This is a genomic window from Enterococcus sp. AZ171 (assembly GCF_051714005.1).
Taxonomy (GTDB): domain Bacteria; phylum Bacillota; class Bacilli; order Lactobacillales; family Enterococcaceae; genus Enterococcus_B; species Enterococcus_B pernyi.
In genome coordinates this window covers 1,361,141-1,382,080 of the sequence record NZ_JBIORA010000001.1, presented here as the reverse complement: position 1 = coordinate 1,382,080, position 20,940 = coordinate 1,361,141, and the positions used below count along the sequence as shown (strand labels likewise).

At 39.2% G+C, this 20,940-nt stretch carries 20 protein-coding genes and 1 other RNA gene; 4 read left to right on the top strand and 17 right to left on the bottom strand.

Features of this window, described 5'->3' with window-relative positions; all coding sequences use genetic code 11:
* Positions 1-12: 12 nt before the first annotated feature.
* Positions 13-441 (top strand): GNAT family N-acetyltransferase, encoded by a 429-nt coding sequence (locus tag IGJ49_RS06685; protein WP_137072407.1) that lies wholly within the window; start codon positions 13-15, stop codon positions 439-441.
* Between the two features lie 107 nt (positions 442-548).
* Here the strand turns inward: IGJ49_RS06685 and IGJ49_RS06680 are convergent, their stop codons facing one another.
* Both IGJ49_RS06680 and IGJ49_RS06675 read right to left on the bottom strand, forming a co-directional pair.
* The gene (locus IGJ49_RS06680; RefSeq protein ID WP_137072405.1) at positions 549-1,898 is read right to left on the bottom strand and encodes a DEAD/DEAH box helicase; all 1,350 of its coding nucleotides are present in this window, start codon (positions 1,896-1,898) and stop codon (positions 549-551) included.
* 75 nt (positions 1,899-1,973) lie between these two features.
* On the bottom strand, positions 1,974-3,119 hold the full coding sequence (locus tag IGJ49_RS06675) for a VanZ family protein (protein ID WP_438722842.1): 1,146 nt from the start codon (positions 3,117-3,119) through the stop codon (positions 1,974-1,976).
* 127 nt (positions 3,120-3,246) lie between these two features.
* On the opposite strand from IGJ49_RS06675, the gene IGJ49_RS06670 reads away from it, so the two are divergent.
* A complete protein-coding gene (locus IGJ49_RS06670; RefSeq protein ID WP_010735540.1) occupies positions 3,247-3,570 on the top strand; it encodes a hypothetical protein in 324 nt (107 codons plus the stop codon).
* Positions 3,571-3,793: 223 nt separating this feature from the next.
* On the opposite strand, the gene IGJ49_RS06665 is transcribed toward IGJ49_RS06670, so the two are convergent.
* From IGJ49_RS06665 to IGJ49_RS06635, 7 genes are all read right to left on the bottom strand, one after another.
* The gene (locus IGJ49_RS06665; RefSeq protein ID WP_023519608.1) at positions 3,794-4,468 is read right to left on the bottom strand and encodes an HD domain-containing protein; all 675 of its coding nucleotides are present in this window, start codon (positions 4,466-4,468) and stop codon (positions 3,794-3,796) included.
* Positions 4,469-4,498: 30 nt separating this feature from the next.
* Positions 4,499-6,001, bottom strand: a complete 1,503-nt coding sequence (locus IGJ49_RS06660) for a carboxypeptidase M32 (RefSeq protein ID WP_023519607.1) — start codon at positions 5,999-6,001, stop codon at positions 4,499-4,501.
* Between the two features lie 60 nt (positions 6,002-6,061).
* Positions 6,062-6,529: an ASCH domain-containing protein gene (locus IGJ49_RS06655; protein ID WP_023519606.1), complete on the bottom strand. Its 468-nt coding sequence runs from the start codon at positions 6,527-6,529 to the stop codon at positions 6,062-6,064.
* Between the two features lie 81 nt (positions 6,530-6,610).
* Positions 6,611-7,780 (bottom strand): THUMP domain-containing class I SAM-dependent RNA methyltransferase, encoded by a 1,170-nt coding sequence (locus tag IGJ49_RS06650; protein WP_010735544.1) that lies wholly within the window; start codon positions 7,778-7,780, stop codon positions 6,611-6,613.
* Positions 7,781-8,077: 297 nt separating this feature from the next.
* Positions 8,078-8,449: RNase P RNA component class B (rnpB, locus tag IGJ49_RS06645), an RNA gene on the bottom strand.
* Positions 8,450-8,467: 18 nt separating this feature from the next.
* The gene (gene gpsB / locus IGJ49_RS06640) at positions 8,468-8,881 is read right to left on the bottom strand and encodes a cell division regulator GpsB (RefSeq protein ID WP_023519604.1); all 414 of its coding nucleotides are present in this window, start codon (positions 8,879-8,881) and stop codon (positions 8,468-8,470) included.
* Between the two features lie 89 nt (positions 8,882-8,970).
* Positions 8,971-9,510, bottom strand: a complete 540-nt coding sequence (locus IGJ49_RS06635; protein ID WP_438722838.1) for a DUF1273 domain-containing protein — start codon at positions 9,508-9,510, stop codon at positions 8,971-8,973.
* A gap of 64 nt (positions 9,511-9,574) precedes the next feature.
* Between IGJ49_RS06635 and recU the strand changes: the two genes are divergently transcribed.
* Positions 9,575-10,216, top strand: coding sequence for a Holliday junction resolvase RecU (gene recU / locus IGJ49_RS06630; RefSeq protein WP_010735547.1), 642 nt, complete (start codon positions 9,575-9,577; stop codon positions 10,214-10,216).
* Positions 10,206-12,596, top strand: coding sequence for a PBP1A family penicillin-binding protein (locus tag IGJ49_RS06625; protein WP_023519603.1), 2,391 nt, complete (start codon positions 10,206-10,208; stop codon positions 12,594-12,596). The genes recU and IGJ49_RS06625 overlap by 11 nt, the downstream gene beginning before the upstream one ends.
* A gap of 32 nt (positions 12,597-12,628) precedes the next feature.
* Here IGJ49_RS06625 and IGJ49_RS06620 read toward each other — a convergent pair whose 3' ends face one another.
* The 8 genes from IGJ49_RS06620 to IGJ49_RS06585 all read right to left on the bottom strand — a co-directional run bounded on the left by IGJ49_RS06620 (position 12,629) and on the right by IGJ49_RS06585 (position 20,921).
* A complete protein-coding gene (locus IGJ49_RS06620) occupies positions 12,629-14,056 on the bottom strand; it encodes an IS1182 family transposase (RefSeq protein ID WP_371740615.1) in 1,428 nt (475 codons plus the stop codon).
* A gap of 167 nt (positions 14,057-14,223) precedes the next feature.
* Entirely contained in the window at positions 14,224-14,595 is a 372-nt protein-coding gene (locus IGJ49_RS06615; RefSeq protein WP_023519602.1) for a hypothetical protein, read from the bottom strand.
* 5 nt (positions 14,596-14,600) lie between these two features.
* Complete coding sequence (locus tag IGJ49_RS06610; protein WP_153829870.1) at positions 14,601-15,164, bottom strand: hypothetical protein; 564 nt, start codon at positions 15,162-15,164, stop codon at positions 14,601-14,603.
* Between the two features lie 24 nt (positions 15,165-15,188).
* Positions 15,189-15,638: a hypothetical protein gene (locus tag IGJ49_RS06605; RefSeq protein WP_371740692.1), complete on the bottom strand. Its 450-nt coding sequence runs from the start codon at positions 15,636-15,638 to the stop codon at positions 15,189-15,191.
* 129 nt (positions 15,639-15,767) lie between these two features.
* On the bottom strand, positions 15,768-18,728 hold the full coding sequence (locus IGJ49_RS06600; RefSeq protein ID WP_224434706.1) for a BspA family leucine-rich repeat surface protein: 2,961 nt from the start codon (positions 18,726-18,728) through the stop codon (positions 15,768-15,770).
* Positions 18,729-18,875: 147 nt separating this feature from the next.
* On the bottom strand, positions 18,876-20,066 hold the full coding sequence (locus IGJ49_RS06595) for a hypothetical protein (RefSeq protein ID WP_224434705.1): 1,191 nt from the start codon (positions 20,064-20,066) through the stop codon (positions 18,876-18,878).
* A gap of 74 nt (positions 20,067-20,140) precedes the next feature.
* Positions 20,141-20,314 (bottom strand): hypothetical protein, encoded by a 174-nt coding sequence (locus IGJ49_RS06590; protein ID WP_023519596.1) that lies wholly within the window; start codon positions 20,312-20,314, stop codon positions 20,141-20,143.
* A 46-nt stretch (positions 20,315-20,360) separates the two neighbouring features.
* A complete protein-coding gene (locus tag IGJ49_RS06585) occupies positions 20,361-20,921 on the bottom strand; it encodes a hypothetical protein (RefSeq protein WP_062805298.1) in 561 nt (186 codons plus the stop codon).
* Positions 20,922-20,940: the final 19 nt, after the last annotated feature.

Here is a 20,940-nt window from a genome sequence, read left to right as displayed (position 1 = left end):
GGAGGCAAAACAATGGAAACGTATTTTGGAACCGAAGAATGGATAAAAGCCAGCAGTTACGTTTTACGTTATGACGTATTCGTGTTAGAGCAAGAAATACCTGCTCATTTAGAATTTGACGGTAAGGATGCCTATTACCCAAACCTTGTCATGATCCATAACGAACAGCCAATTGCTACCTTACGTTACCAAAAACAAAGTGACGAACAAATCCAATTTGATCGTTTTTGTGTCGCAAAAGATTGGCGCAAACGTGGAATTGGCAGAGAAATGCTTCAATTGGCAGAAAAGCGAGCACTAAATGAAGCATTCAAAAAAATTTATTTGATTGCAGAAATTCCCGCCGTTCCTTTCTACGAAAAGCAGGGCTATCAGAGTTTTTCAGACCCACTGATCGAAGACGGCATTCTTTGTCAACAGATGCGAAAACAGCTCTCCTAATATCAACTGTTTAATCAAAAAAATCAGCCCCAAAACCCAAAATAGATTTCCTATTTAGGTTTTTGGGGCTAAAAGTCAAGGGCAGCGTGATTCGCTCATGACTGCTCTTATTGGTTGGAATTCTTTTTATTTTTTCTGGCTGTACGCGTTTGTTGACGTCTTTCGATCTTGCGGTCTTTTTTATTTTTCTCCGCAATCGCCCAGTCGATTTTTTTCTTGTAACCAGGTTTGATTTTTTTCTTTTTCTTTTTGACTAAACCAATCAGCGTTGGGTCAAGACTATCTTTTGATTTTTCACGTTTTGTCCGACGGTTACGGTCATAGGTTTTAACGATTTCACCATTTTTGATTTCCATTGGCTCAAAAACAACACCGATTTTTTCGATGCCTTCGATCAATGGCTCATCACTTGGTGCATATAAAGTGATCGCGGTTCCTTTTAAGCCATTTCTACCAGTACGACCGACACGGTGGATAAAGAAATCTAGATCTTCTGGAACCTCCGCATTGATGACATGAGAAACGCCTTCGATATCGATACCACGAGCAGCTAAGTCTGTCGCAACTACATATTGATACTCTAAGTTTTGCACTTGACGCATCACACGCTTACGCTCACGAGGAGTGATATCTCCATGGATCTTCGCTACTTTCAAGCCTTGGTTTTTCAAGTAATCAGCGATTTCGTCTACATGTTGTTTCGTATTTGCAAAGACAATTGCTAAATAAGGATGCCCGATCGTCAATAATTGATAGATCGTTTGATTCTTATCCTTTCCTTTTGTTGAAACTAACCAATTCTCGATATCTTCTGAGATCACTGCTTTTGGTTTGATTTCTTCGATGATTGGATTTTCCATATATTTACGCAAGAATGGGCGTAGTTTTTCTGGAATCGTTGCTGAGAAAACTAAAAATTGTAATTTTTCTGGCAAGCGGCTAGCGATTTGATCAACTTCATTCAAGAATCCCATATCTAAGGTCATATCTGCTTCATCCACGATGAACGCAAAGGCTGTATGGATCTTTAAAGCTTGCTCATTCATCATGTCCAGGATACGCCCTGGTGTACCGACAACGATTTGCGGTTGTAGGTGATTCAAGCGATTTAATTGACGTTGTTTGTCTGTTCCGCCGACAAAATTCGATACGCGAATCTCCGGATCGGAAAACTTAGCGATTTGAATAGCAGCTTCATAGATCTGCGTCGCCAGTTCACGACTTGGTGCTGTGATCACCACTTGGACTTCTTCTTTATTGGCATTGATTTTTTGAAATAGAGGCAAAAGAAACGTATGCGTTTTTCCTGAACCAGTTTGTGATTGTCCGATGATATTTTTCCCTTTTAAAATCAAAGGAATCAATCGTTCTTGCACTTCTGTTGGTTGTTGGAACCCTTTTTCTGCTAACGCTTCGTTGATAAACGGATGAAAATTGAATTGTTTAAAATGACTCATTTCGACACCTCTTCTCTTTGTATTTTTCACGACTTTGGAATTATACCATAAATTTGCTTATTTTGCTTGAAAAGGTCAGGCTTTTCTATCTTTGATCGTACTGATCGTATAAGTATGACTCGCTTTCTCATAGAATAAAACTCTCTTTTTGCGAATAAAAGATAAGAATAGATTCAGGCCGAAGATGAACTGTGCAACCAAGGTACATAAGAAAATGAATACTGCACTCATCTGTGTGACACCAGTCGCTTGATTGATGACTGGACCAACTAATTGGCTCAACCAGCCTAGCCCATAAAATAAGAAATAGAGATACGCATATCGAATGAACAATGCACGAAATCTGATTCGTTCCCTCCCATCTTCAACAAGCTTGATCCGGACGATTTTTTTCCCAAGTGTTCGACCATTTGTAAAGACAGGAAGAAGCATGAAATAGAGAAAGACTTGCACGAACAACCACCAACTATAGGAGGTGAACTCGCTACTTCCAATCGACAATCCGGAAACCACTCCGATGATTGACGTACAAATAGATAAGAAAAACCAATCGATCAAATAGGCAACCAGACGGCGTGTCAAAGAGACTGTCTTGCCTTTTTCATAAGATACTTCATCCATTCTCGCTCTTGTTGGCAACATAAACGTAAAGATTGGCGTCACAAGATAGCCAAGCATTCCGCCAAATGTATTGGTCAGTAAATCATTGACATCGAATAATCGATACGGACGTGGATAAATAAAGTAAAGACCGGTTAATTGTGTCAACTCAAAAAATAGGGAGAGACAGAAACTTGCAATGACCGTTTTGACGAAGGATAGTCGGAAATAATACCTTAAATAGATGCCAAAAGGTAAGAGTAAAAAGACATTGAATAATGGCTCTAAAAAAACACTTTGTCGCATCGCAGGTAAATAGGTACTCGGATCGGACAACACGAGGACTGTATTCGCTCTGAAGTTCTCCCAAGACGCAAATAGGTGTAATTCCATTTTTGGACCTGTCATTTTCGCAACAGCTTCCTTAGTAGGTAAAGGTAAAATCACTAAAAAGTAAGCACATAATAGATAAAAGACAAATGAATATAAAATGACCGCTCTAGTTAGGAGAAACGTTCCATACTTTCGGTATTCATAAATAAAAAAGATAGCAGAAATCGCCAATGCAAGAAAAGGAAAGACAATCAACGCAAAACGAATCGGCTCGATATAACTTGCCATAAAACAAAAAGACCTCCTTTGAATACAGTTATCTTAGCAATATTGGTGAAAAGAATGCAAGTAATGACTAAATTATTTTTAAATTCCTATCAATTGAAGTATGATTATTATGAGGAGGCGATTCATTTTGCTTAATATTTATTTTGTATTTGGTGTTCCAGCATTTTTACTTATTCTCTATTTAGTCTTTGCATTGATTCGTAAGCGGACATCGATCCATTACTTAGGCTTTATTCTATTGATCATCGCAGGCTTTATGCTTGTTTTCAACTTACAGACATGGCAACAAGCAGTCTCTGAGCTTTCACATTCTTCAAGTGCAGAACTTTCTGCAGAACTTGGCTATTCTGTCTATTTGATCTGGGTACCGATTGGAATTGCTACTTTATTATTTTTGTTGAATATCTTCCGAGCATTGTTAAGGATCAAGCAAATTCGAAAAAACAAATAGAAAGACGAGATCGAAACAGAAGTGTTTAACCTCAAAAAATAAGGCGTCATCCACGAAAATTGTTTTTCAACTTTTTGTGGATGACGCCTTATTTTACGAAGAACTTCCTTCTGTTCCCGCCGTTTATTTGATTTTAGATGACGCGAGAGGACGAATGGCTCAGACGTATCTATTTGATTTTAGATGACGCGAGAGGACGAATGGCTCAGACGTATCTATTTAATTATCGGTTACGCCAGATTTGTGCATCTAGTGAATCATCGCCGACAAACCATTCTTTGTAGAACTCCTCTAGAAATTCACGCATGAACACTTCACGTCGTTTTGCTTCTTGTTTCGCGTACCCCGTATTCATTTGATCTGGCAATAACAACAATTTTTCATAAAAATGATTGATGACTGTCGAGCCTTTACGATAATCTTGTTTGTTCGTATAATTGATTGTCTGGATGGCTGGGTCAAAAATCGGATGCCCCTTATGTCCTCCATAATATGCCGTACGTAAGATACCCATCGCGCCTAACGCCTCTAAGCGATCTGCATCCTGTACGATCTTGCCTTCTAAGGACAATTCGACGTTATCAGACAAACTTTTTGAAAAAGACATATTTTCGATGATATGAAAGATTTGATGAATCTCTGATTCTGCAACTCCGATGTTTGCCAAAAAGACTCTGAGTCCTTCTTTCGCTTGCTCTTCATCTTCAACCACTTTATCATCGATCGTATCGTGTAGATATGCCGCTGCCAGCGTGATAAAAGGATTGGCTTGCGGTAGTGTCTCAAGGACTTGTCGGGAAAGTTCGACTACTCGATTCGTATGGTCCACACCATGTCCTGAACGATCCAAAGCCAATTGTGCCATGCTGTAGTTAGCAATTTCATTTAATTTATCCACTGCCGCTTTCACCTTCTATTTGAGAATTTTTTAGACTTCTTCAACACCATAAACGCTAAAGTAAAGTTTTCGCATAAAATCGATCAAGTACTGCGGATTCAATGCTTCTCCTGTCGCCTCTTGAATCAATTGATTTGGTTTTCTTGATGCGCCGTACTGATGGATTTTTTCTGTCATCCACTCTTTGATCGGTGAGTAATCATCAGAAGCCAAAATCTCATCAACAGCGATATCTTTTTTCATTGCATGTAATAATTGTGCAGCATACATGAATCCTAACGCATAAGATGGGAAGTAACCAAAACTTGCACCTGACCAATGGACATCTTGTAAGATTCCTTCTAAATCGTTTGTTGGACGGATACCTAAATACTCTTCATATTTTTGGTTCCATACTTCTGGTAATTTCTCAACTTCTAACCCTTCATTAAACATCATTTTTTCGATCTCATAACGTATAATGATGTGTAATGGATACGTCAAACTGTCTGCTTCGATCCGAATCAAGCTTGCTTTTGTATACTGTAATGAACGATAGAAATCATCAAAAGAAATATCATCAAAGGTTCCTTCAGCACACTCTTGGAAGAATGGGTACTGCTTTTCCCAGAAACTGCGGTTGCTGCCGACAATGATTTCATTGAAAAGTGATTGCGACTCATGGATGCCCATCGAAGTACCTTCACCAACTGGTGTATACATATATTTTTCATCAATATTTTGTTCATACATCCCGTGTCCGGCTTCATGGATCACTCCAAACGTTGCCATTTTGAAGTCCTCTTCATTCCAACGTGTCGTGATGCGGACATCATTACGATTGATCCCGATCATAAATGGATGGATCGTGTCATCTAAGCGACCTCTAGAAAAATCATATCCTAACTGTTTGATCACACCGACTACAAAACGTTTTTGTTGTTCCTTCGTCATTTTACGTGAAAGAAAATCTGTCTCCGGTGCTGTTCCTTTTTCGACTAAGGCTTGACGGATGGACATAATACCTTCTTTGACTTGATCAAATACTTGATCTAAGATCTCTACGGTCATGCCTGGTTCATATTGATTCAACAGCACATCATAGTCTGTTTTCTCCTCTTTACGCCAATATGGAATCAATTGTTTTGTGATCTTGATGTTTTCAGATAACGCGGATTCAAAATCACCAAATTGTTTTGATTCACGCGATTCTTGCCATTTTGTGTGGGCTTTAGAAGTCGCAGAAGTTAAAGCAATCATCAATTCTTCCGGTACTTTATGCTCTAATTCATAGTCTTCTTTGACTTTCTCAAAAACCGTTTTTCCAAGTTCAGACAATTCGTCAGGGTGCGCAGAGAAGTATTCGATTGCTTCTGCGATTTTCGGTCCGACTTTTTTTGAGAAATATAGCCCATATAAATAACTGTTGACTTCACTGCGTTCTTCACTTGATTTTTCTGGCATGCCTGTTTGGATATCCCAGTCCAATACTGTTAACGCTTGACTCATTAAATCGATTTCTTTGACTTCTTTCAAAAATTCCTTTTCATTCATCCAAAAATCCTCCAACTTATCCTAGTTATCATTTATCCAATAGTTATCGCTCACTTACTTTTACGACATTTCCTTTGCGTTGATTAATTCAAACCGTTCAACAGCAAGGGGGATCTCTTCATAAAATTCTTTTCCAATTTGGGGCAGTAACTCCCTAAAAAATTTTTTATGAACTTTATACCAGTAATCATAGCTCAAATCACCCTCACCCTCAGCACGGGCAATTTCTTCTGTTACTTCATTCATTGGCATTACCGTCATATCTGTATATTTTATGATGCCTACAGGTTCGTCTTTACTATTTAAAACAATGGTATAACTGCCGATTTTAGACAACGGGGCTTCATCGTAATACAGGCATTCATCGTATGATGAACATGACGCCGTTTTGATCCCCTTTAAAATCAAGTCCGCCAATTCATCTGCCATCGGTGTCCCTTCCCAACCCCACTGCTCTGCCGTAACATTTGTTGGAGGGAATTCACCTTGCCAAAATTCTTTCCAATACTTTTTTGCTTGTTCATTCATTTTGAATTCCTCCAAAAATCATAGGGTCAAAGGTCTTAAAGTCCCAACCATGGTTTTTAGGTGTCCATACTTATATCCTAGTTATTCGTTTTCAGTCCGTTCTTTTCTTGGTGGCCGAGTTCCCCAATATTGGAACAGATCTGTGCGCAATGCACCATTGTATAATTTACGTTTTTTTGTTGCTTTTTGTCCGTAAAATTCTTCAAATGCTAAATCACTTGTCAAGATGTACTTACTCCACGTTTTCAATGGTCGGAAGACCTCACCCATTTCTTTGTAGAGACGACGAACAGACTCTTCTTCACCTAAGCGTTCACCATAAGGGGGATTAGCAACGATCACGCCGTATTCTTTTTCCGTTTTGAAGTCCTTCACTGCCCGTTGTTGGAAAGTGATGGAATCTCCTAACCCGATCTCTTCCGCATTGGCTCTGGCGATACCGATCAATTGACCATTGATATCAGACCCAGTGATATCTAATTCGATATCATAATCTGCCTGTTCTTCTGCTGCTGCACGAACTTTTTCCATGATAGCCGGATCGAACCAATCCCACGTCTCACACACAAATTCACGATTGAAACCAGGGGCGATATTATGACCGATCAGTGCAGCTTCGATACACAGTGTTCCTGAACCACAAACGGGATCATAAAACGGACGATCTTTTCGCCAGTTCGTCAACATCACTAAAGCTGCTGCCATATTTTCTTTTAATGGGGCACCACCTTTTTCTAAGCGATAACCGCGTTTGAACAAACTTGGACCAGTTGTATCAAGGGTCACTAACACATGATCTTTCAGTAAAGCAACTTCTAGTTGGAAATGTGCACCGGTTTCTGTCAATGGCACAGTAGACGGACGATGATAATACGTACGTAGTCTTTCAACAATTGCTTTCTTAGTGATGGCTTGACAGTCTGGTGTACTATAAAGCGTCGATTTGATCGATTTTCCTGCAACCGGGAAAGAGGCGTCTAACGGAAGGTAATCTTCCCATGGTAACGCTTTGACTTGCTCGAACAATTCATCAAACGTACGGGCATCAAATTCACCCACGACGATCTTGATACGATCTGCTGTACGTAACCATAGATTGGTTGTAGCAATCGTTTCCATCGTCCCTTTGAAACGCGCACGACCATTTTCGACTTGGCACTCGATGCCAAGATCTCTAAGTTCTTTTCCTACTAATGCTTCTAGCCCGCTTGCCGCTGTCGCTATTAAATTGAATTCTCTATTTTTATCCATTGTATTCTCCTTATCAATCAAAAAAAAGGCATGATGATCTTCGTCCTCTATAATCAAACAAATGGTGTGGCAGAAGCAGCCCTTAGAAAATAAGCAACAACACCCAAAAATACGATAAGCTATTTTCGTATGTTGCTGCTTAATTCTTGGAGCTGTGCGCTTCCGTCACACCCTCTTCTAAATCCCCTACATCCGATCTTTTCTATGTGAAAAGGCTTGACGTAGGAAAAAGCTATTGTTAGTACTGATTTTGTAGGCTGTTATTCGCCTAACGATTTATTCCCTGAAGATGTGGTTTTCTATAAGCCATGTTCTGTACTTTGTTTTTCCAGGGAGAAAAAACAAAGCGGTAACCATCTATCTGCAGATCAACTGCCCTTTTGTCTCGTTCTGATTCCCCGACAAAAAGCGCCCCTACCGTTGTTTGGGTTGCTCGCTCGAGGGGTTTACCGCGTTCCACCGAACAAGTTTCCTCGTTCGCTTCGTCACTGTGGCACTTTCAAGGATACTGAAGCATAGCCGAAACCTTAGCTTGTTTTCCTGCCGTTACTCTAAAAAGAGTACCTTAGCTTATTTTTTCGCTAAGCACGAACACTACAGGCATCACAGCCTGTGCGAGCATGGACTTTCCTCAGTCTGGTCAAAGCCAGACCGCGATTACCCGAAAACCACAAATCGATTCATTGCTTAAAACTGACGTGTTGCTTCGTTGTCATCTTCGTTTGTTGTTGTATAGTTGTTTGGATTAGGTGTTACTGGTGGTACATTTCCTGCTTGTGCATCTAATTTTTTACCAAATACTTCACGTTCAAGATTTGATAGACGTTTTAAAATATCAAAATTTGTTACTGCCGCACTTTTCGGAGTTTCTGTTTGTTGTGCACGACTTGGAGCTGCTCCTTGGTTTTTCGATAATTGAGCGACTTTTGCACTTAATTTATCGTTTTCTTCTTGTAAAGCAAGGAGTTGTTTGCTGTAATTCTCATAATCTTTGATAATATTGTCTAAGAATTCGTCCACTTCGATCGGATCATATCCGCGCATTTTTGTTTTGAATTCTTGTTGTAAAATGTCTTTAGGACTATAAATCAAATTCGCCATATTTACACCTCTAGTTCTCATTTACGTATTAACGTTTCTACTTTTTTATTGTATCGGAAAAGACTTGATAAATCAAACACTATATTATTTTATTCACTAAAATTTTGCAAATCATCCATGCTGACGGTTCGAATCTCATAAGGATGACTCCCTTGATATTTTTGTGCATCCTTAAAAAAATAGTCTGTTTTTCCAGGATATTCTGGATCATAAATCAATAGGGTCCCGTCTGTGTGTTGTAGAATAAATTGGGTATGATTCCTTAGTTGACTTGGTAATTGATAGGGTTGATGACTCACCGACTCACGATAGTCAGAAAGCTGTTCTACCAGTCTTTTCTTTTCCTGATTGTTCTCATTCCAACCATTGCCAAACTCTGCAAACGGATAAATGATCCCAAGCTTCAATTCTGGATAATCCGTCTTCATTTCAGCGACGACTTCACCTGCCCATAATTCGACACCTAAGTTACCGCTGATGATCACCCATTCCAATCCTTCTTCCACTAATTGAGTCAATTCATTTTTTAAAACTTTTTTAATAACTGTCATTTTAGGGTCATTATCTTTGAATATGCCTAATTCAAAACTGCGATAACCAGAGATATACATTACTTTTATTGTATCCATTCCAGTTTCCTTTTCTTTCTCTGTGCTTTTTTGCTATAATGTGGCCTAGGAGAGTGATTCGATCATGGTTTTACGCTATCCAAATGGCCGTCCTTATATCAAGGATGCCTCGTCCAAAGAAAAAAAACAAGTAAAAAGGAACCCAAATACGGAGTTTGGCAATCGCGGGATGCGATTTGAAGAAGCCATCAATGAAAGCAACGAGTATTACCTGGCACATCAAATGGCCGTTATCCATAAAAAGCCAACACCGGTTCAAATCGTAAAAGTTGACTACCCTCGACGTAGTGCCGCTGTCATTAAAGAAGCTTATTTTACACAAGCTTCCACAACTGATTATAACGGTGTCTATCGAGGTTTCTATTTGGATTTTGAAGCAAAAGAGACAAAAAACAAAACTTCATTTCCATTTAAAAATTTTCATCCCCATCAAATCTCACATATGGAAGCTTGTCAAAAACAAGGAGGAATCTGTTTTGTCCTTTTATGGTTTTCTACCTTACAGCGTTGTTTTTATTTAGATAGTACACATTTAATCCACTATTGGCACGAACAACAGACACAAGGAAGAAAATCCTTGCCGCTTTCATTGATCGAAGAATTAGGAATCGAGATTCCAAGTGGCTTTGCCCCTCGTGTTCCATACTTGCAAGCAATCGACCAGTACTTAGAATCTAATGAAGGAGAACCAAAGAATGCCAACTAATCAAACGAGATCTTCTAAAAGAAGCACCTCCTCTTCTTCTCCAAAGAAAAGAGGAAAACAATCAACGAAAAAAGGCACTGGAAAAGATCGAAAAGGATTGATCACACGTATTCTTTTAATTGGTCTTTCCTTGATCTGTGTCGCTTTTCTCGCAGGGGTCGGACTTTTTTGGTTTTATGCCAAAGATGCTCCTGCTTTGACCGACGAAAAACTGGATGCAACAGTTTCGTCAAAACTTTATACAAAAGATGGCGAGTTGTTTGAGGATCTAGGGGCGGAAAAAAGAGAGAAAATTTCTGCCAACGAACTGCCAAAGACACTTGAAGATGCCATCGTTTCAGTCGAAGACCGAAGATTTTACAAACATATCGGTGTCGACCCTGTTCGGATCATCGGTGCCGCATTATCCAACTTTACATCTGGCGGCTTACAGGGTGGTAGTACGTTGACTCAGCAGCTGATCAAGCTCTCTTTCTTCTCAACTAGTACCGAAGACCAAACAATCAGACGTAAAGCCCAAGAAGCTTGGATGGCTGTCAGACTGGAACAAACGAAATCAAAACAAGAGATATTGACCTATTATGTCAATAAAGTCTATATGTCTAACGGTCTTTATGGCATGGAAACAGCGGCTCAATCTTACTTTGGAAAAACATTAAGCGAATTGAATTTACCGCAAACCGCGCTTTTAGCAGGAATGCCTCAAGCACCGTCAGCTTATGATCCTTACCAGTTTCCAGAGCAAGCAAAAAAACGTCGTGACACTGTCTTGTACACGATGCTCCAAAACGAAAAAATCTCTCAAACAGAGTACAATACAGCGATCAACACACCGATCACGGATGGTTTACAAGAATTAACCCAAGAAGACACTAATACACGGATCGTCGACAATTATGTCAAAGAGGTCATCAATGAAGTCCATGCTAAAACAGACAAGAATGTCTATACCGATGGCTTAGATATTTATACGAACTTAGACTTGAATGCCCAAAAACACTTATATGATGTAGTGAATACAGATCAATACGTTGCATATCCAGATGATCAAATGCAAGTTGCCACTACGTTGATCGATGTCAATACTGGACAAGTCACCGCGCAGATCGGTGGAAGAAACATTCCGGATGATGTCGCTTTAGGTAATAACTTGGCTGTTAATACCTCTCGTGACTTTGGTTCAACCATGAAACCGATCACTGACTACGCGCCAGCATTTGAAGAATTGAACTATTCTACTGGCAAATTGATCGCCGATGCACCTTACAATTATGAAGGAACTTCTATTCCTGTTTCGAACTGGGACAACCGTTACATGGGAATGGTCACCTTGCGCCAAGCGTTATACCTTTCAAGAAACGTCCCGGCAGTCAAGCTCTTCAATGAAGTTGGCGCAGATAAAGTCGCAGAATTCTTGAGTAGCTTAGGGATCGAATATAGCACGATCCATCAGTCAAATGCGATTTCAAGTAATACTGAACAACAAGATGGTACAAAATACGGTGCTTCTTCTGAAAAAATGGCCGCAGCATACGCTGCCTTAGCAAACGGTGGCACTTACTATAAACCACAATACGTTAATCGGATCGTTTTCCAAGATGGCACTGAAGAAACGTTTGAACCAGAAGGAACGAGAGCGATGTCTGAAGAAACAGCGTATATGGTTACTGACATCTTGAAAGATACGATTACTCGCGGAACTGGTACGAATGCCGCAATCCCAGGGTTGATTCAAGCAGGTAAAACAGGAACATCTAATTATACGGACGAGGAATATGCTAAGTTAGGTACCTCAACGGGCGTTTATCCAGATATTTTATTTGCTGGTTACACACCGAATTATGCAATTTCTGTGTGGACGGGATACAATGATAAAATGACTCCGATCACTTCCACTGGAACAGATGTAGCTTCAGATGTTTATCGCGAATTGATGAAATTTGTCTCCGCAAATGTGACAAATACGGATTGGACGATGCCTAGCGGACTGTACCGTTCTGGTGGTGAATTATTCTTTAGAAATGCATCATCATCTGGCAATTCAAACGCTACGGTGCCTTCAACGACGATTCCTTCTTCATCTGCGGTCGTCCCTGTAACTCCTGTTCCAGACTCTTCAACTAGTGAAACTGTTCCTGAGACTTCTACAAGCTCAACGACTGAACCTAGTAGCTCTGAACAGTCGACACCACCAAGTAGTGAACCAACTGAACCAAGTAGTGTGCCTTCTACAGAACCACCAGCCTCTTCTAGCGAGGAAGCACCACCTGAATCCTCTGCTACGCCATCAAGCTCTGAAGATACAAATGCTGCTGGCGGTGACAGCGGGACACGAACTGCACCTTCTACTCGAGCTTCGTCAAGAAACAGTAGTGATTGACCAATAGAAAAAAGCCATCCTCTGCGGATGGCTCAGACTGTAGACAAAAAGGAGTGGCTTAATTGCCAACTCCTTTTTATTAGTCTTTGTAGAAATTTGAAATAAAAAGCCATAGGCTTTTTTGCTTTCCATAGCCATGAGGCTAGTTTTTTTAAATTCATGGCAGCAAACGTAAGCATCGTGTGCGTGGCGACTTTTTCGAGACCTCGATATTTTGTCCAACGCATACCATGCTTTTCTTTTGCATCTGCAAATATTCGTTCAATAGTTTGTTTTCTCTTTTTATAAATTTCTCTATTCAACGCCGTATGGCGTTGGTGTTCAAGTTCATCCATAAGATCCGCCCAAACATGTCGAGTTACTATTTTTTGATGTTTTGTACTCAAAGTACAGTTTTTAAGTAATGGACAACTCCTACAGAATTTTGGATTTGATTTATAGGTTCGATAACCATCACGAGTGATAGTTGAAAATAACAACGGTTGATTATTGGGACATAAATAGCAGTCAAAATAGGCATCATAAACAAAGTCTTTTTTACGAAACATTCCTTTTACTCCATGAGGTACAGTATATGGAAGAATCGGGTAGAGTTTCAAGTGTGACAGAAAATGAACAAATTTAGGCGTCTTATATCCTGCATCAGCGACAACACGCTTTATATTTGGAAAAGCTCTTTTCGACTGTTTGACCAGATCGATTGCGACTTGGCTGTCATGTACATTTCCTGGTGTGATTAATGTAGATAAGATAAAACCATTATCTTCACAGGAAGTATGCGCGGAATAAGCAAATTGTTTTTCTCGTTCACCTTTAACATAGTAACCACTTTCTGGATCTGAATGACTTATTTTTTGAAGACTCAACTCACTTTCTGTGTCCCATGTAAAAGGACGTTTTCCTACAGCAATACGTTCTTTATTTATTTCATCTTCTAATTCATCTTGATAAGCTTTAGCTTGACCGTAGGTCATTTCTTTTGTGAACTTATGTTTATTGGCATTTGCCTTAATATGAGTAGAATCAATATAAAGGTTGTCTTCCGTAACGAAGCCAGCTTTTACAGCTTGTTCTAGAATATGAGAGAAAATGTCTTCAAATAAAGTTGTTTCTCTAAATCTTCGAACATAGTTTTTACCAAAAGTAGAGAAATGCGGGATAGGATCCTCGAATGAATAACCTAAAAACCAACGATAAGCAACATTTGTTTCAACGTCTTTAATGGTCTGTCTCATCGAACGGATACCAAATAAATATTGGATAAATACTAATTTAATTAAGACCACTGGATCAATACTGGGACGACCATGGGTCGAATACGTAGATTCTACAATGGGATAAATGAAATCAAACTGAATCGCAGCATCAATCTTTCGAACTAAGTGATCTTTAGGTACAAGATCATCAATTGTTAACATAGCAAATTGATTTCTACCTTCAATCGATTGTTTTCTCATCATTAGAATCACTCCCAGAATAGTTTATACAATGAGTATAAAACAAAAAAACTGCAAACAACACTCCAAATTTAGGAGTTTGTCTACAGTCTGAAGCCATCCTCTGCGGATGGCTTTTTTGTTTACTCGTTTTCTGTTATTTTTCAATGATCATTGCCCTACTAGCTTGATCATTTAAAGTATTCAATAGGATATTTTTGTTTCCTACAAAACAAAAATACTCCCCCAGAAATTCCAATCAATAGATAGCCTAAGAAAACGATTCGTTGATTTACTACTGTTCCAGTTTCCGGTAGATTTTTTTGAGTGATCGCAGAAAGATCAGCGACTAGTGTCTGATGCTTATTTGTTTCTTTTGTTTCTTCAACAGTCGATCCAATCGTACCAGATACTCTGATATTGTGAGTGGATTGCACCTCTTCTGCCTTAACTAGGGTTGAAAAGGATAAGCTGATAATAAGAAGTATGTGTAGTACCGATAAAATTTGCCATTTTTTACTTCTAGACTTCCTCATCTTACTATCTGATAGTAGATTTTCCATTTACTTTATTCCTCTACTGCAAAATTTAATACTAGTTTAAAACTCGGATTACTTTCTACGGAAGCATTTTTCGGTGCCGCATCCCCACTAAATCGGAAGTTACCAACCGTATGATTCCCCTCATTACCAGATAAGGTGAATAAAGGCGTAGCTGCAACTGTCGAAACTCCGTCTTTAAATAATTCGATCGTATTGATCATTAGTCGATCCACTTCGCTCATTTCTTTGACTTCTGTCACATTTGAAACGGAAGCTCGCACACTTAGCGCAGAATGGTTCGTCACGTGATAAGCCGGAGAAGTAATCTTTTTATGCTCAGATTCTTCTGTTGTCCGGAAAATAGCTGTCGTCGGTAGGGTCACATTGATCCATTGATCGAGATTTTCTGGATTTGGACCAGGCTTTGTATTATCAAATTCACCGATGATCCCCTTTATAGTGATATCTCCAGAAGTTGCGCCTTCTCGCCCATCGATGGTTTGGACTGGACTAGCAAAAGCGGTAATTCCACTAATACATACTCCTGTAATTGTTAGAATGCTTAATACTAATTTTGTTGCTTTTTTCATTTAGGTAGCCTCACTTAAATTGGATTAATTTTTTATCAATATGCTAATTTCTGCTTCGGTTACGCCTTGTTTTTCTTTGGTTTCTGGATCATAGATACTGACTGTCGCTGTTGCAGGATATTCTCCTTTTTCTAAAGGTCGCTTCAAATACACCTCTTCAATCAATTGATTGGGATAAATCGCGCCAGAAGAATAAATCACTTCTTTCGTATCATTGATCGTGATATCGACCGCAATCGGATAAACATTCGTGCCAGGATTGACGATTTCGATCGATCCACGACTTCTGCCATTTTCGAAAACTGCTTCTGGGTTGATCTGCAAGGTGAAATAATTTGCATCTGCTAGTTCTTGCGCACGCTCAGAAATCCGTAGATCACTCGCATCACCGATTTCAGGTAACAAATCCGCGCTGATAACTGGAGTGGGTCCTTCGTGACTAAACCAATACCAACTAGCAACAGCCATCACCATTAAAAAAACAAACAATAATAAGACGCCGTTCTTCCGTCGTTTCTTTTGTTGATTCCTTCGTTTTGTTTTACTCATTGGTTGAACGTCTCCTAGTTATTATCATTCTTTTATCTCGTACATTTATGCCCTCTATCTGGGAACAAATCGTAAAATCATACGATAGGTAGGAACGAATGAATCTTGATAATAGCCCCCTTGTTCATTGTCACTTTCCGAGATCCACTTAGGATAGGGCCCATAAAATCGACCGGTCAAATGGAAAGGGACACTTGAGTATGGTGCAACTTGTGCCAAGCGTTGTTCACTTCTTCGTCCATATAAAGAAATTTTGGTTTCATTAGACATCAACTGTAATTCCAATAGTGGTTGTTTGATATCAGAGAAGTTTTTCGGTTGTCCTTCTTGCAATGGCGCGTGATCTAAAGGATTTTCATCCTCCCTTAACAAGGTGACCCCTGCATCATCTTCAATAATGAACTGATTTACATACGTATCAACAGAAAGATCTGAATGATTACGGATCTCGTAATCTGGACTAACAAATTCACGATTAGTTTCCTCGCCTTGGTAGAGGGATTCGAACACCATTTTCGTCGGTATGGAAACTTTTAGATGATGGATCTTCGAATTAACATCAATGCCTATTGTAAATTGATAGGCTTTGTTCCCTACTTGAAATGTAGCGAAATACGTGCCATCGTCCACTTCATCCTTGGTTAAATCTGTAGCCACGATTTTAATTTCCTGACTGCGATCGTCCTGTGTCAAAACATCGTGTGCTGTTGCCTGACTTTCCTTCAGAATCAATTCATGGAGTTCTGCTTGACTGGTTAATGCCTCTAACTTCTTACGCTCCAAAGTGAAGTGATTTGCAGTGTAGTCGAGACCTTTGATTACCTTTTTGTCAATCGTCAAATCACCAGTTGTTTCGACGGATGGTTTAGCAACAGTGAGCGTTACCTCTGTGTCTGTTGCTAAACGCTCATTTTCTGCTAAGGGTATCTCAAACTGTCGAATCCGTTGATCTGCATCTTGGTAATCTCCCCACTTGATCCTCGGTGATTCTTTAGTTACAGTGACTGTTTGTCCCGCTGTATTTTGATAGGTGATCGTTCGATTATCCGTTACTTCTGTCATCCAGCCAGTGATTGCTGTTGATTGGTCACTTAATGGCTCTAATGCTGCCACTAATTCTTCCGGACGAGAACGCTCCCATACATAAGTTCCTGGATGATTTCCGTCATAATTTGCCATAAATTCGTTTGAATTCTCAAACGCGATGGTTCGAACTGAACTATCCAAACTTTCTTCAAGCACCCATCGTCCTGTATACTCCGCTGTAGGAACGATAGTTCGTAAGCTGGTATTTCCGATAACTGATTCTTCTCCTAATTTAAGGGATGAAAGTCTTGATGCAAGATAGAACATGCCACTGATATTTTTATTTCTTGTGTCCCAATTGCTCAAATCTAATTCAGTTAGCGAAAAGGAAGACATAAATAAATTGCTCATGCTAGAAACCTTACCAACATTCCATTGACTAACATCTATATCAACAAGGTTGGATGTCCACGCAAATGCATGAGTCAACGTTGTCACATTTGACACATCCCATTGACTGACATCTAGCTTTCTTAAATTGGTCATCCAAGCAAATGTGTGACTCATGCTAGTTACATTAGACACATCCCATTGACTAATATCTAGCTCTTTTAGTGCCGAAGTACGTGCAAACATCTCATCCATATTCGTGACCTTAGATGTATTAAAATTCCCTACACCTTCAATACTTTCTAACTGTCTTGCCCCGTTAAAAAGAGATGCGCTATTTTCCGGTAAAAATACCTCGTTGGTGACAATGATCGTTTCAACTTCGGAATGGCTTTTCCATGGCGCTTCTGGGACCGATCCACCGATTCCACCATACAAATGGATCGTTTTCGTTGCCTCGTCGTATTCCCAAGGGACAGTTCCCCATAACTGCTGGTTCTTCCGATAAGTATAGGTGACTATTTGCTCAACATTCGTGAAAACCCCTGTTGCATTTTCCGGTGCAACAAGCAATTCCCACCCTTCGATTTCTTTTGCTTCTGTACGATATGCTTCTCCGCTAAATCCCGTTAAAATATCGCTTTGAGCTATCTCATTACCCTCTTCGTCCACATACCTTACGACGACACTGCCTTGTTGCAAGCGTTCATAATTGGCTTGAACGCTCACAGGTCCCGTACCCATTCGTAAACTGGTATTCGCAAGATTACTGTTTGTAATCGTCGCTCCGTTTTGGGTTAGAAACTGCCAATTGTCAAACCGATATCCGACAGCTGGATTCGCATTCAAATTGATGGTTGCTCCTTGGGCAGCGGATGAAGCTGAAACCGTAGGATTGCCACCAATCGTTGGATTGGCCTGCACACTCACACTATGAGTGATTTGTTCATAGACTGCTCGAATGGACGAATCCCCTGCCCCCATCGTAATGAATGTACTTTGACTCGTTCGGTTTGCGATAGTCGTGTTTCCAGAAACAAGTTCCCATTGAACAAAGCGATATCCATTCGAAACGTTGGCATGGATCGTGGTCGTTTCACCTTGTGCCAGTATTGCTTTATCCGCTCTTGGATTTCCTCCAGCATTTGGAGAAGATTGGAAAGTTAAATTGTAAACCCTCTCATATATTGCTCGTATCGTTATCGTCTCATGCACTGGTGGTCCTATAGGGCCACCAGTAGAGATAGTAAGACTTGTTGTTTCTGCATTTAGATTGCCTATCGAAGCATTCCATCCGTTGATTAGCTCCCATCGAACAAAACGAAACCCTTGGTTCGGATTTGCACTGATAGTGTATAATAAATTTCCCCCTGGCGGAGTTATATGAGGTATAGAACTAGGTCTACCACCTTCTGAAGGGCTTGTTTCAAATGTGATTGTTGCATTTCTCTCTACTCCTAAACTTGGATCATTTTGGCTTTCGGGTGCAAGTTCACTAGTTTCTGATCCATAGGCAAAATGAAAAGGTAGATGGGTCAAAAGAATCACTAATACAGTCATTAAGATGATTATTTTTTTACTATTTATTTTACTTTTCATTGGTACTCCTTAACTTTTAGCTGTTGCAACAAGCGAATATTCTTTCTTTGTTAGAGTTCTTATAAATTAACAACGTGACTATTCATCAGACAATTAATCATTGATATCTCTAATCGATAAAATTTTTAGCGATTAGAGATACTTTTTTTATGCGCGTTGCTCTTTAGGGGAAGAACTACGCAATTTCTCTGAACTTTTGCGTTGCATGATTTCTGCTGATTTGTTTACGCTTGCTTCCATTTTGTTTTGTAGCTTACTGGGACCGGCGATATTTGTCGCTAAGGAAGGTGTTAATGTTTTTTGCGTCAGTCTTCGTTGCTTCACTTCATGAGACGTCCCCGTGCGATCACTCACATTGAATAAAGCCTCTGCCTTTGAATAATCGCCTTTCATGGCTAGTAATCGAGCTTTTTGTGCGATATTTAAGTCATTTTTCAATTCACTGATCTGATTTTTTAATTGACGATATTTTGCGCGGTTAAAAATATACTTACTAAAAAAATTGATTCGCTGTTTTTTACTTTGTAATTCGGTTAATTCATTTTGTTTCGTGATGACTTTCATACTGTATTTCTCTAAACTATGATTTTTTATAATTGTTTCTTTTAATTCATGGATGTTTTCAAAAACGGAATGAGTATCTCGATAGTATCCTTGATTTTCTTTCCAGTTTTCAATGAAATTACCAAGTGCTAATTCACTTTGTGTTTGATGTTGTTTAAACCTGCCATAAAAATCCGAATCCTTGAAACTAGCATCCATCTTCAAGTCATATCTTTTTTTATGCATTGCGATTTTATCACCTAACTCATTGATATTTTTTTCATCTTTTGCTGAATCATACTGAAATTTATATTGATCAAAAAAAACAGATAATTTTTCAAATTGATCGTCAAGTTCATGATGGATCATTTTTTTGGCTTGTTTTAAATCTGCTTGAACGATTGGTGCCGTCTCTTTCATTTGGTTAGATACGTCTATTCTTTTTGTCGATTTACTACCCTGATCTGATTTAAGTCTTTCTGCTTCTCTTTCTTGAATCAACTGTGCTTTCTCCGCTTCATATTGTTCATAGCGAGGATCACTCAAATCTTTGAGGCGGTCTATTTGGGCTTGTTTCCGTGAGATTTTTTCCGTTAATTGCTCAATCTTCTCAGGGTCTGATTTTACCTCAGTAGCTATAGAGGTACTAGATGTAGCGGTTGACTGTCTTTCATTCTGTGCAGTGATTTGTTGTCGCAGCTTATTTCTCTCTGCTACTAAGCGATCATATTCAGGATCATTGATATCTTTTATACGTGCAATTTTTTGGTTTAATTTTGCTAGTTGTTCATCCATTATCATTCCCACTTTCTTAAAGAAATCCTTTATCTGTCTTTGCGAAATTATTTATGAACAAAATGACTTATTTCCTATTTTTTATTTTTCTTTAGTAACGAACGTTTGAATCCCTCTGACGATCGAACACTCTCCAAATAAACGCGTTCTTGCTCTCTCTTGTTTTCTTCTATCCTTTTCATTGTTTGGATTCGCTTAGTTTCGCGGCCGATTCTTCGTTGTTCATCACTCATACGCTCATGTTCCATTCTTTCTCCTCCAATCAGGATGGTTCAAATTGATCATGAAAATTCCTTATGATCTTTGCAATGATGGTCTTCTTGTTAACTGATTATTTTTTGATAACTGATTGATTTTATTACTTTTACTGATTGCCTCTTTTTTTACTGTGGCAAAGCTCAATTTTTTGATTTTAGCAACGGATTGTTGTTTTGCCGCTTTCACTGTTTTGACTTCGGCAGATTTGATTCTTCGTTGAGAGGATGTTGCACTGATACCTAGTGTTTTTATACTTTTTAAAAGATCAACCTTCATGAAGTTCGTCCCTAATTTGTATAAAAACTGAAAAAGGTTCCGATTGGTTTTTGTTGCGATATTTTTTACAACAGGCGCTTTTTCTTTCGCAGCTTCCAGCTTGACAGGTTGTTTTTTAGCTGCCTTCGTCGTATTAGCAGATGCTTCTAAAGGTGATTGCTCTTTTTCTTTCTTTTTTGTGATTCTATTTTTGATCATCTTCGTCACCTTGACGACAAATCGTCCTAAATATTTTAGTCCCATAAAACCAAATTTAGGCGTTTTCAAGGATGTTTTTTGTAGCATTTTTACCTCTGGATCTGGCTGTTCATTGGTGATCATCGAACTCCTCCTTTAAATC